This is a genomic window from Acetobacter sp., from assembly GCF_052102375.1.
In the GTDB taxonomy this organism is placed as follows: domain Bacteria; phylum Pseudomonadota; class Alphaproteobacteria; order Acetobacterales; family Acetobacteraceae; genus Acetobacter.
In genome coordinates, this window is record NZ_JBQDXI010000012.1 from 23,645 (window position 1) to 36,100 (window position 12,456).

At 52.6% G+C, this 12,456-nt stretch carries 12 protein-coding genes and 1 pseudogene; 9 read left to right on the forward strand and 4 right to left on the reverse strand.

The genetic code is table 11. From position 1 onward, the window contains the following. The 3 genes and pseudogenes from ACTIDN_RS07125 to ACTIDN_RS07135 all read left to right on the forward strand — a co-directional run. A pseudogene (locus ACTIDN_RS07125) lies at positions 1-314 on the forward strand (endoglucanase); the annotation flags it as partial. 383 nt (positions 315-697) lie between these two features. Continuing rightward, positions 698-910 carry a hypothetical protein gene (locus ACTIDN_RS07130; protein ID WP_441376517.1) on the forward strand — a complete coding sequence of 71 codons (213 nt, stop codon included), beginning with the start codon at positions 698-700 and terminating at the stop codon, positions 908-910. Between the two features lie 155 nt (positions 911-1,065). After that, positions 1,066-1,665, forward strand: coding sequence for an acetate uptake transporter (locus ACTIDN_RS07135; RefSeq protein WP_441376518.1), 600 nt, complete (start codon positions 1,066-1,068; stop codon positions 1,663-1,665). A 104-nt stretch (positions 1,666-1,769) separates the two neighbouring features. Here the strand turns inward: ACTIDN_RS07135 and ACTIDN_RS07140 are convergent, their stop codons facing one another. Then, entirely contained in the window at positions 1,770-2,312 is a 543-nt protein-coding gene (locus ACTIDN_RS07140) for a DUF4142 domain-containing protein (RefSeq protein WP_441376519.1), read from the reverse strand. Between the two features lie 457 nt (positions 2,313-2,769). On the opposite strand from ACTIDN_RS07140, the gene ACTIDN_RS07145 reads away from it, so the two are divergent. Further along, a complete protein-coding gene (locus tag ACTIDN_RS07145) occupies positions 2,770-3,264 on the forward strand; it encodes a hypothetical protein (protein WP_415508078.1) in 495 nt (164 codons plus the stop codon). Between the two features lie 139 nt (positions 3,265-3,403). On the opposite strand, the gene acuI is transcribed toward ACTIDN_RS07145, so the two are convergent. Then, the gene (gene acuI / locus ACTIDN_RS07150; protein ID WP_441376520.1) at positions 3,404-4,390 is read right to left on the reverse strand and encodes an acrylyl-CoA reductase (NADPH); all 987 of its coding nucleotides are present in this window, start codon (positions 4,388-4,390) and stop codon (positions 3,404-3,406) included. Between the two features lie 293 nt (positions 4,391-4,683). Here acuI and ACTIDN_RS07155 point away from each other — a divergent pair, with 293 nt between their 5' ends. The 5 genes from ACTIDN_RS07155 to fdhD all read left to right on the forward strand — a co-directional run bounded on the left by ACTIDN_RS07155 (position 4,684) and on the right by fdhD (position 9,511). Further along, positions 4,684-6,003 carry a hemolysin family protein gene (locus ACTIDN_RS07155; protein ID WP_086652097.1) on the forward strand — a complete coding sequence of 440 codons (1,320 nt, stop codon included), beginning with the start codon at positions 4,684-4,686 and terminating at the stop codon, positions 6,001-6,003. A 73-nt stretch (positions 6,004-6,076) separates the two neighbouring features. Continuing rightward, positions 6,077-7,315 (forward strand): histidine-type phosphatase, encoded by a 1,239-nt coding sequence (locus ACTIDN_RS07160; protein WP_441376521.1) that lies wholly within the window; start codon positions 6,077-6,079, stop codon positions 7,313-7,315. Positions 7,316-7,550: 235 nt separating this feature from the next. Continuing rightward, positions 7,551-7,967: a glycine zipper family protein gene (locus ACTIDN_RS07165; protein WP_415508055.1), complete on the forward strand. Its 417-nt coding sequence runs from the start codon at positions 7,551-7,553 to the stop codon at positions 7,965-7,967. 133 nt (positions 7,968-8,100) lie between these two features. Then, complete coding sequence (gene mobA, locus ACTIDN_RS07170; protein ID WP_441376522.1) at positions 8,101-8,727, forward strand: molybdenum cofactor guanylyltransferase MobA; 627 nt, start codon at positions 8,101-8,103, stop codon at positions 8,725-8,727. Beyond that, a complete protein-coding gene (fdhD, locus tag ACTIDN_RS07175; protein ID WP_441376523.1) occupies positions 8,717-9,511 on the forward strand; it encodes a formate dehydrogenase accessory sulfurtransferase FdhD in 795 nt (264 codons plus the stop codon). Before mobA ends, fdhD begins: the two co-directional genes overlap by 11 nt. A 46-nt stretch (positions 9,512-9,557) precedes the next feature. Here the strand turns inward: fdhD and ACTIDN_RS07180 are convergent, their stop codons facing one another. Beyond that, complete coding sequence (locus ACTIDN_RS07180; protein ID WP_415508077.1) at positions 9,558-11,267, reverse strand: porin; 1,710 nt, start codon at positions 11,265-11,267, stop codon at positions 9,558-9,560. A 172-nt stretch (positions 11,268-11,439) separates the two neighbouring features. Further along, positions 11,440-12,453, reverse strand: coding sequence for a phosphate ABC transporter substrate-binding protein PstS (gene pstS, locus ACTIDN_RS07185; protein WP_415508052.1), 1,014 nt, complete (start codon positions 12,451-12,453; stop codon positions 11,440-11,442). Between the last annotated feature and the right edge of the window lie 3 nt (positions 12,454-12,456).

Here is a 12,456-nt window from a genome sequence, read left to right on the forward strand (position 1 = left end):
ACACTTGGGACAAAACCAAAGACGGCGCAGACAAGGCTTGGGACAAGACAAAGTCTGGGTCCGAAAAAGCTTGGGATAAAACCAAGTCCGGCACTGAAAACACTTGGGACAAAACCAAAGACGGCGCAGACAAGGCTTGGGACAAGACAAAGTCTGGCACAGAAAAAGCGTGGGATAAAACCAAGTCCGGCACAAAAGACGCAGCAGACTCCACCAAAGACTGGGGCAAGCGCGCTGGTAAAAAAGTAGGTAAATGGAGTGAGGATGCAGGCAAGAGCATCAATAACACTCTCTCTGGCGATAACAGCAAGTAATCATCTTGCCGTTAATCAGCATGCCCTAAAGCATGCAATGAGATAAAAAAAACCTCTCTCCTTATTTTTGGGAGAGAGGTTTTTTAATGCCCTCTTGATGGTCTGGGATATGCTTTTCTCAGCCCCCTGAAGCGTAAAGCCCGGTTACGAATAGCGTTAAGGAGAGTGTCTACCTTACTCTTGAGTGTAATCCAGTATTCCTGAAAAGCTGTCATAGATTTCCTCTCAATTATTATTTTAGATAACTACAAATTCATGGCTCTATTATGACAGTATTTGTTTTTTATTTTTTATCATATTTTTTCTTCATAAAATCTTCACACACATCCAATAAAAACATGCGTAAGACGCTGCTCAAAGCGACACATGTTAAAGAAACCACCATGTCCCAGTTCAACACGACCTGTCTTCTTCCGGCCCCTTCCACTGACAAATGGAGGGAAGCAGTAAGGGAGACGTGGCGGCAGAATCTGCTCTATATCTGGGAGCGCCCCACATTACCTGCACTCTCTGGCCGCGCCACAGCAGCCAAGAATACTAAGCCATTGCCCCGCGCCAAACATGCCGATGATAACCTGATACCTTCTGAGGTCTGATACGTCCTCTTTTTCAGCAGTTCAGCGTTATTCTGTTGGCAAAGACTCCAGTTTTGTAAAATAAAAGTTATAGCTCAGCACAATTAATTCATGATGTAGATAAGAGAATTTCAATTATGATTGTTTCATAACAACAGAAATAAGAAGTTCCTGCCATGGCATCTCAAGCTTCTGCTCTCGCCAACCCCGCCCCTCTCGGCCTCATGGGTTTTGGTATGACAACTGTTCTCCTCAATCTCCATAACGCCGGTTTTGTGCCTATGGGGTCTGCTATTTTAGGCATGGGCCTTATGTTTGGTGGGGGAGCACAGATTGTAGCTGGCATTCTGGAATATCAGAAAGGCAATACTTTTGGCATGACAGCCTTTATTGCCTACGGCGCATTCTGGCTTTCTCTTGTTGCCTTAATCGCTTTACCCCGTTTTGGCGTGGGCGATGCGTCCAGCCCAACCCTTATGGGCAGCTATCTGCTTATTTGGGGTCTTTTCACATTTATCATGTTTCTGGGCACACTCCGCGCCACCAAAGTCCACCAGACTATTTTTGCCTCTCTGACTGTTCTGTTCGGCCTACTGGGATTTGCAGATATCCTTGGACAACCGCTCCTGACAGTTATTGCAGGCTATGAAGGAATTTTCTGTGGTCTTTCTGCAATTTACTTAGCTGCGGCTGAAGTGCTGGAAGCACAGTTTCATACCCATGTTTTACCTGTGGGGCCTTATGTTGCGTATCCTCCTCAGGCATTGCCTGCCTGACACGCAACCAGCACAAAAAAATTCTATTTTCTAAAAAAGGCCTTCCCACATTGGGAAGGCCTTTTTGAATCAGAAAACCCTATAAAATTCGGGCTATAATTCTATTAAAGTTGGCTTTGATAACCAGCCAGTTTTGTTTGTATCTCTTTTGCCAAGGCAACCAGATCCGTATTTTTGGAGGTTGCAATGGTTTGCTCAAGAACAGGTTTAAACGCTGTGTAGTCCTGCGTCACAGCGCGGCTATAGCTCCGGTCAAATGCAGCTCCATGCAAACGCCCCATTTTGGCTATGGTCGCGGTATGCACAGCGGATGGTTTTGCAGCAAGTGTCAGGGTTTGCGCTGCGGCCAATTTATCAAGTTTTGCTTTGTTTTGTGTCAGGTCCGTCTCTATTACGAGAGCAAGACTTGCAAGATCACCACGGCCAGCATGGGTTTTAGCAAGTTGCGCCAAAACAGTATGCGTCAGGTCCAGATCATTCAGCCTCTGAACAAAACTGATATCCAGCGGTGTAAACGGAACAATTTTGACAAGCGGTGGAAGTGGCGGTGCTTCAGGCTTTGCAGCTGAGCAGGCATTCAAGGCCAAAGGCAAAGCCAGACAAACGGTTGCACGCACTACGGACCACCGGCTGATTGCAAAAGACATAGTCAATAAAAACTCCTTCTGAACTATCCACTACAGGTACAAAACCACGCTGTTTCTTTGCGTGAACAGAAAACCCGCAATGGATAGCGCTGTGCCAAAGATGCCCCGCATGATGCGTACGGGGCACACAGAACGCAATGCCAAAACCTCCGTATTCTGGAAAAGAAATGAAAAAACTTGGTCTTTATAATTTTTAAATTTATTTTTCTTTTATTATATATTCATAGTTTCTTTGCAAATTTATGTCTTTTTCTGCTCTTGCATTATCAAGAAAGAACACAGTAGGTTGGCGCACTTCACGCCCTGTGCCGGGTGTACCATCTTATTTGCTGCCGTAGGATACTCCAGAACAATGAAATATCGCCTTCTATCTTTGCTTGCTCTATCACCTGTAGTGCTCAGCCTGAGTGGATGTGGATATTTTGACTCCCGTGCAGCCCATAAGGCACAGGTGACGATGATCGGGATGACATCTTATGACCTTCAGGCCTGCGCTGGCCTACCCGCAGCCACAAAACAATTGAACGACACAACACAGATCTTTACTTACACGGGTGGCCGCCCTCAGCCCGGCTTTGGTGGCTCGACCATCATCCCTATTGGGGATATTGTGACGACACTGCTGCAATTTACGGGGGGCGCTGGCACAACCTGTACAGCGATTGTGCGCCTGGACCATGACCGGGTGTCCGATGTGCATTACACCGGCAACACGGATGAGGTTATTGGGGAAGATGGAATTTGCTCTCTCATTACCCGTGGGTGTGCAAGGCAGCCAGAAGGCACAATGAAAAAGTCCGCTGGAGGGCTCTTTGGGCCTGTATCTGCGTTCAAACCACCCAAGACCCCCAACCAGTCCACTTCTGCCACCTACTCTTCGCAAGCTGGCGGTGCTGTCCTGAACCCTGATCCAAAATCCACAGACTCTGCCATTATTCCTCGCAAAGAATAACACAACGCAGTCCACAGTTTCGGGACGACACTCCGCACACAAAATGCCACCAAACTTATGGTGGCATTTTTATTTGATCCGCTATTCTTTGACTATTAAAGGGCTAGTTTCCAGAAACACCGGCTCTTAAAATAAACTCTTATGAGTCCAGTTTAACAACAAGTCTTCCTCTAACTTTCCCTGACAATAAGGCTTCCGCTTCCTTAGGGGCGTCGGCCAGCGTAATTTCCGTTGTCAAGGCATCAAGCTTCTTCACGTCAACAAGAGCTGCGAGATCCTGCCACGCTGCACGACGCTCTTCTACAGGGCAGGACACACTTTCTATGCCCACCAATGTTACGCCTCTCAAAATAAAGGGGGCCACTGTTGCGGGAAAGTCCATGCCTGCGGCCAGCCCACACGCAGCCACCACGCCGTAAGGTAGGATGGAGGCACAGACAGCCGCCAGCAGTTGCCCTCCTGCTACATCAATGGCACCTGCCCAACGCGCTTTTTCCAGCGGGCGCGTCATGCTCTCCAAATATTGGCGGGGAATGACGTCATGAGCGCCCAGATCTTTCAGGAAAGGGGCTTCCTCCATCCGGCCTGTCACGGCAACAACAGCATACCCCAAACGGGCCAACACCATTACGGCAATGCTGCCCACACCCCCCGTGGCACCCGTTACCAGAATTTCACCGCTTTGCGGGGTAATGCCCTGCCGTTGCAAGGCACGAATACACAACATGGCGGTATATCCCGCTGTGCCGAGCGCCATGGCCTGACGCGCACTAAATGCCGCAGGCAGCGGTAGAAGCCACTCCGCCTTAACCCGCGCCCGTGTGGCCAATCCGCCCCAATGGCTTTCCCCTACTCCCCACCCATTCAGCAGGACATCTTGACCCGGTAAAAATGCAGGAGTGTCTGAGTGCTCAACCGTACCTGCAAAATCTATCCCTGGCACCATAGGGAAGTGCCTGACAATGGGTGCCTTCCCGGTAAGGGCCAAGGCGTCTTTATAATTCAGGGTGGAATAGGCAACACGGACTGTCACATCCCCTTCTGGCAACTGCGCGTCAGAGAGAGGCCGTAACTGCACGGTCTGATCTCCCGCCGCAGTTTTCTCAATAAGCAGAGCATTGAACATCTGAGCGTCCCTTTTCCATCACCGTGCATCACTGTGCTGCTGATGTGAGGGAGACTTGCGACACCTTGCAAGACACGAGCGATTGAACAGCGCTTCCCCTGACGCCACGCTCCATGACATTCCTGTTGCAAGCCTTGCTGAAAAACCAGCTTTTACCAGCACAATCGGCACATAACGCTGCGCTTGAGCGGCCGTTCCGCCGGGATGCAGTAAACAAAGCTAGGCGGCAGGCACAGCACAAGTTATAGCTGGCAGAACATTTCCGTTTTTCTTCTATTAGCCAGAGTTTTCTCTTGATCCTGTTCCTCACGGGCATTGTCGCCCTTATTCTGCTGATTGCCGTCAGTATCCTGATTTCTCTTTCCGAGATTTCCTTCGCTGCCGCGCGGGAGGTCAGGCTACGCTCACGGGCAGAAGCAGGCGATAAACGGGCGCAGGCATTTCTTGCCCTCCGCCGCAATAGTGGACAGGTCATCACTGTTTTACAGATCTGCCTGAACGGTGTTGGTATTCTGGGCGGTATTGTCAGCTCGGAAATGTTGTCTCCCCCTACCTCAGCCCTGCTGATCTCTTGGGGGCTGAGCCAAGGTATGGCGGACAAGCTGGGCTCCGCCATCAGCTTTGTGCTGGTAACTGGCCTGTTCGTGCTTTTTGCTGACCTGTTGCCCAAACGGGTTGCCATGAACGCGCCTGACAAGGTGGCTCTGGCAATTGGGTGGTTCCCCAAATTTGCCCTGCACGTGCTGTACCCGTTTGTATGGATTTTCTCCAAAGTGTCAGACGTTGTGCTGCGCGCCCTGAAAATTCCGGCAGCATCCGCTGTTGAACCAATTACTCCCGAAGACTTGCGGGCTATTCTGGCAGCGGGCACGGCTTCCGGCGTTTTGCTGGAGCAGGAACACCAGATGATTGAGAATGTTCTGGGCCTGCAGGACCGCTCCGTCACATCCGCCATGACCCCACGGGATGAAATTGTTTATCTGGATGTGCAGGACACAGCCCAGAGCAATCATGAAAAGGTCAGAGCAAAACCTTATTCCCGTTATCCTCTCTGCAATGGGGGACTGGACAAGGTCATTGGCTCCATCCGCTCAGAGGACGTTCTAGCCTCCGTTGTAGACCCGTCCATTGTGCCAGCCCCCAACGATGCCACCCTCCCCAACCCAATCTTCAGAATGCGGCGGGATGTTCTGTCCGTACCGGAAACATTGAACCTGTGGGATACTCTGGCTCAGTTTGATACACATGGCGTTGGTTTTGCCCTGATTGTGAGCGAGTATGGGCTTGTGGTGGGTCTGATCACCTTCAAGGACATCATGGGCGCATTGATGGACGGTTTGGCCAACCCCTTTGAGGAACAGGCCATTGTCCGCCGTGATGAAAACTCTTGGCTGATAGATGGTGCCGCCCCAATTGGGGATGTCATGCGCGAACTGCACCTGATTGAACTGCCAGACAGCACCCAATTTGATACAATTGGCGGGTTTGTGATGCACCGTCTGCGCCGCATGGCCCGCAAAACAGACCGTGTTGACCAGTCCGGTTATCGGTTCGAGGTGGTGGACGTTGAAGGCTTCCGCATCAACCAGTTGCTCGTAACGCGCCTTGCCTGATACCCGATTTTCCTGAATGTTTCGTCGTCTCAGACAGGGTGCATTCCTGCTCAGCACCCACTGTCTGCTCGTAGTGACGGGAAGCACTGCTCTTACCATCGGCACGTCCGCTTACGCAGCAACAGACCTACCCGATGGCGCAGTGCTGGAACGGGTTGTGCTGGTAGCACGCCACGGCATCCGCAGCCCGACCCAGAGCACGGAAAGCCTGACGCTTAAAACTGGCAAGAGATGGTCCGCATGGCCTGTGCCTCCCGGCTCCATGACAGAACATGGGCGCACCAATCTGGCGCTTATGGCCACCTTTTTACGCACCGTATATGCCCCTCTTGTCGCAACAACCGGGAAAACGCCTTGCACACCAGCAACCAGCCCTGTTTTTGTCTGGGCGGATTCCGCTGACACACGAACTCTGGAAACAGGCACAGTTTTTGTACGTGTGCTGAGCAATGGGTGTGTGCTTTCCCCTGCCTCTCTGCCTGCGGGGAAGAAAGACTCCCTCTTTGATGCGGTGGCGAGCGGGCGTGTTGTGCTGGACCAATCAGCCATTACCCGCACGCTCACAGCACTTTCTCTGAAAGATGATTCTGGGGCGTTGCCTCCGGCTGTGCAGACTGCACAGCAAACCTTGCAACGTCTTTTTGCGCCCCAAGGGTGCGAGAGCCCTCACGCGGCCTGCTTTACCGCTCCAGCAAAGCTTGGCTGGAAAAAGGGAGCACCCCACGTAACGGGTGGTCTGGCACTTTCTGCTGCCGTAGCGGAAAACTTACTGCTGGAATATGTACAAGGCTTACCCCCCACGGTCACAGTACAGCAGGGTCAGGCGGATCTTCTGGCCACAATTTTACCCGCCCACACCTATCAGAGCCAACGCTTGCGGCGCCTGCCAGCACTGGCTAAAGCCCGTGGACAGGTTCTGCTGAAAACTCTGTTAGATCTGCTGTCTTCAGCCCCCTCACAGACCGTCCCGCCATCGGCACGCCTCATTCTCTTTGCAGGCCATGACACAACGCTTGATATACTGGCCACCCTGTTTGGACTGAAATGGCAGTTTACAGATCAACCTGATCCAACCGCACCTGACACAACACTGGGGCTGGAAGTCTGGCACGTACCCGGTCAGGAGCGCATGGTGCGGTTTGTCCTGTTTCACCAAAGTCTGGCGCAGCTGCGCCTAGCCACACCTGTCGCAGAACGCCCGGATGGTGGGGCTGCCATGGTGCTACACAGTAGCCTGTGCCCAACAGATCTCTGCAGCCTGACCGAACTTGCCAGACACTTTTCCTCAAAGCCCTCTACGGCTCCCTTATAGCCGCCATATTTTACGGGCATCTGGCCATTTGTACACACTGTGTGGAAGGACAAATCGGCCAATAGAAATAAACCCCGGCCAGAACTACCCATCTCGTGCCCCTGCTGGATGGGTTGACTTGCGCACCTATGTGATAATTATTCAGTTGCCAACTCACGCGACAGCGCTTCATCGTGCTTATGTGCGGTCCAATAGGGCGATCCGCCACCGGGTCGCTATAAGAAGAGAAAAACCTATGAAACTGAAAACTGCATCCGCTTTTTTGCTTCCAGCCCTTTTGCTGACAGCTTGCGCAGAAACACCTATGGGCCCCAGCGTCATGGTTCTGCCAACTCAGGGCAAATCCTATGCAACATTTTCGCAGGAGCAGAATTTCTGCCGGTCTCAGGCTGCCACGGCAGTAAGCGGCCAAGCTGAGCGCCAGAACCACCGCGCCATTCTGGGTGGCCTTGCAACAACAGCGCTGGGTGCTGGCCTGGGTGCTGCCGCTGGCGGCGGTGCTGGTGCCGCCATTGGTGCTGGCGCTGGTGCACTGGGTGGTACCGCAGGTGGCGGGCTATACTCCAACAGCAAGCAGGGTTCCCTGCAAAACCAGTACGACAACGCCTATGTGCAGTGCATGATTGCTTATAAAAACGTTCTGCCACGCTAAGCTAATCTGCCATATCCGTTTTAGAACACGGCCAGAGATGGGGTAGCCCGTTCTCTGGCCGTTTCCATTTATACTGAATACGGCAGTGCTGCCGCCTCTTGCATCTTTTGCACAAGCGAAGGATTTTGAGTGGATGACGACACACTCATCCTCTCCTTCCCGCGTGGCGGCCCTCATTCTTGCTGGTGGTAAAGGCATGCGTATGGGAGGATGCGATAAACCTCTCCTGCCTTTAAACGACAGAACCGTTCTCGACACAGTGCTGGACACTATTGCACCCCACTGCGCCGCCATTGCGATCAGCGCCAATGGAGATGCAAAGCGCTATGCCCCTTGGAACTTGCCAGTTTTACCGGACGCAAACACTGCCTATGGCCCATTAGCCGGTGTGCTAGCCGGCTTATACTGGGCGCGGGATGTTGGGGTGGACACACTGGTGACAATACCCGGGGATACACCATTTGTACCGCCCACTTTGATTTCCGCTCTCTCGCCCCCAACAAAAGTAGCGGCGTCCAATGGCAGACGGCACCATCTGGTTGCCTCATGGCCAGTCAGTTGCGCTGAGGCATTGCAGGAGTGGTTAGCCGCAACACATACCGACTCTCAACGGAGGGTCCGGCTTTTTGCCGATACCCTGAACGTGCAGGAGGTGGCGTTTTCGTGCCAGCCCCACGACCCCTTTTTCAACATCAATACGCCTGAAGATTACGCGACTGCCCAGAACAGGGTACAGGAAACTCACGCTCATGCCAGATAACGCCCTTGTTCAGACATGGCCTGTCCAGAAACTGACTGAAACAGGGCTCTGTGACACAGCCCTGAAGCTGGCAGACGAAACACCGGTCGCCTTTGTCTTCAATGCCATCCCGTATGCTGTCATGATGGCGACCTATCAGGATATTGAAGATTATGCCTACGGGTTTTCCATAACGGAGCGCATTGTCTCTCATGCATCGTCCATACGCTCCATCAGTATTGATCCTGCGTCAGACGGTATTACAGTGCATGTTTCCATTCAGGGGGAAGATTTCAAAAAACTGCTGCAATCGCGCAGAGCCATGACTGGCCGCACAGGCTGCGGCATTTGCGGCAGCGAAGACCTTGAAAGCCTACACACGCAACTTCCCCAAGTGGTGCAAAAACAGCCTGTCGATATAACAGCCATTCGCACAGCGCTGGCAACTCTGGCGGACCATCAAACCCTTAATGCACAGGTGCATATGGTTCATGGCGCAGCATGGTGCTGTGCAGAGGGGCGGGTGCAAATTTTGCGGGAAGATGTGGGCCGCCATAACGCCCTTGATAAATTGATTGGGGCGGGATTACGAAACTCGGCCAATTTTTCAGATGGTTTCTGTCTTATTACCAGCCGCTGCTCTTACGAGATGGTGCAAAAAGCCATTCTTGCCGGTTTTACAACGCTGGTTGCTATTTCTGCCCCCACAACCCGCGCTTTGCGTCTGGCACAACAGGCTGGGCTGACGATTGTGGCACTTGCGCGCGCGCAGTCACAATTCTTGTTCACTGGAAGCGTGGCATAAAAAAAGGGGCCTTGCGGCCCCTTTCTCTTGACGTGTTCAAGACAGATCAGAAACCTGCCTGAATACGAGCTGCAACGGAGTTACCGGTACGGCCTTCAATATTAGTAGCCTGCTCGCTGCGGGAAACAATGAAGTGGCTGTAATCCAGCATCACACGGAAGTGGCGGTTGGGGTACCAGTTAAGACCACCGGTCCACACGGTCTGCTGGCCACCACGGATAACGTTCTTCGCATAGGCATCGCCCAAACGGCTGTTCAGGTCGATCACACTGTAATGACCCACAACTTCAAGCGCACCCCAGTGGTTGGTTGCTGGGTCAAATTCCTGCGCTTCTGGCACACCAGGCGCACCGAAAGCACCTTCTTTCTCGTTATACATACGCGGGTTACCAAACAGCGTGTAGGCTGCTGAACCATACCAACCCTGGAAGCCCGCAGATTTCAGGTTTGCACCCTGACGCTCTACGCCAACGTGATAGTATTCACCCTTCACAATCAGGCGTTTCCAACGCACACCCAATTCCGGACCGGCTGCCCAGACCTGCTTTGCACCGGCAATAGCGCCGGTAGCCGCCAGATTGGCTTCACCAATATCAAACTCTGGGCGCTGACCAAAAGAGGTAGAGCGGGCACAGTTGTTGGCGGATGTGGAGTTACACGCCAGACGGAACGCAGAAATACCAGATGCCCCCATATGGACATCCCAATCTTTGGTCGCAACAGGGCGGCCAGCAACACGCAGGGTGCCGCCTGTCTGGCTGTCCATTGTCGAGCCATTACCACCACCATAGTAGGTAGAGCTCATGTCAGAAGCATTACGATGCCCCCATTCCTGCCCCGTGAAGTAGCCAGCAATCCACCAGCGTTTTTCGTAATGCAAGGCACCAACACTAAAGCGGGCGTCACCTGCTGCAATGTTACGCACCATGTCCGTAATGCTTGGGCGTTCAAGCGTGAAGAAGTCGTTGGAGCTTTCGGAGTCTTCTTCGGTTACGCGTGGCTGGAAGTAACCAACGGTCAGAATGGTGTTGTGCAGACCGGTGTAGTTCAGGTTGCCTTCATACAGGCCTACGTAACCATCGTTATGGTTTGCACCAAAGTCTGGTGTTACAGCAGCCACCCAGTTTTTGTACCGGAAGGTAAAGGGAATACGCAGGCGGCGCATGTTGCTGGTAAAGCTGTTAAACGCGCCGCGTGCATCTTTCCCACGTGGCCCGGAATTAAAGAAACCACCGAAATCCTGATGGAATGCCAGACCGATTGACAGGCCGTAGGCTGCGTCTTCAGACGCAACAGTAAAGCGGCCTTTCGGGAAGCCGATGATCATGCCGCCAACATGCACGTTTTCATCGCTTTTTGTAGCAGCACGAAAAGACTTCCAGGACGTAATATCGCCACGGTCGGAAGTGGGGGTGCCTGCGTTTGCCAGATGGATGCGAGATGCGCCGGTTGAGGGCTCGTTAAACTGCACACTTGGGTCCGCCGGACCGGATTCAATGTGATGGTGCACTGGGCCGGAAGCCGCATGCTGCGTGTAAGCGCCACGCTGATGCGTTGCGGTTGCTGCTTCGCTTTTTGCAAGGCGAGATTTAAGTGTGGAGATCTGCCCCTGCATTTCGCGACGCATTTCCTGCATTTCGCGCCGCAGAGCCTGAAGCTGTGCGTCATCAGAAGAAGAAGCCATGGCAGCGGGGGCCACCGTACTCATAAGAACAGACGCAAATGCCAGCGACGAAATAAGGATTTTGCAACGCATCATAACAATTCCATAGCGAAAGGATGCGTGTTGAATAAAAGATTTCTCACACGGTTTGGTGAGGGTTTCGTTATGGTTTCATTACAGTTATATGAAAAAAGGCCATCCAATTTGTATGGATGGCCTTATGCTTAAATAACTCAATAGTACTTATTCTGAATTTAAACTAATATTACTTCCAGGAAGACAGGATATTAGTTTTAACTGCCTGAGGCAGTGCAACGTAATCCAGCTTGGAAGCTGTTTCATCACCCTGTTTGAAAGCCCACGTGAAGAAGGTGCGTACTGCCTTGCCACGTGCAGCATCTTTAGGCGGAACCGGCGTCAGCACATAGGTTGCAGACACAATCGGCCATGCGCCATGACCAGCCGTATCCAGCAGGTCTACCGCGAAGTGAGTGGCGTGCTCCCAATCTGCAGATTCTGCTGCATGAGCAAAGCTGGTCTGGTTGGCTTCCACATTTTCACCAGCATGGTTATGCAGCTTGGTGGTGGTCAGGTGGTTGCGGCTGGCATACGCATATTCAACGTAGCCAATAGCGCCTTCCGTGTTCTGCACGGTTGCGGCAACACCATCGTTCCCACGGGCACCAAGGCCACCGGGCCAGGAGATGGACGTACCAGCACCCAGATTATTCTTCCACGCGTCAGAAGAACGCGCCAGATAAGACGTGAACACGAAAGTTGTGCCAGAGCCGTCTGCACGGTGAATTGGCGCAATAGCCAGATCCGGCAGTTTCACGCCCGGGTTCAGGGCTGCAATCTTGGCATCGTTCCACTCAGTGATTTCACCAGCGTAAATGCCTGCCAGCACTTCACCGCTCAGGCTCAGTGCGTTGGCTTTCATGCCCGGAATGTTCACAACTGGAACAATACCACCCATAACGGTGGGGAACTGGAAAAGGTGAGCGGATTCAATTTTCTGGTTGTCCATTGGCGCGTCAGAGGCACCAAAATCGACCGTACCAGCCAGAACCTGGTTCTGACCTGCGCTGGACCCAACGCTTTGGTAGTTGATGCTTACACCAGCAGATTTTTTAGCGGCATCGCTCCATGCCTGATAAATCGGTGCAGCGAAGCTGGAACCTGCCCCAGTCACGCTTTCAGCCATGGAAACGCCGGGCAGAACTGCTGCAAGGCTGGTTGCTGCAAGAAGAACGGCGAGTGGCCGGATTGAAAGACGCATTTT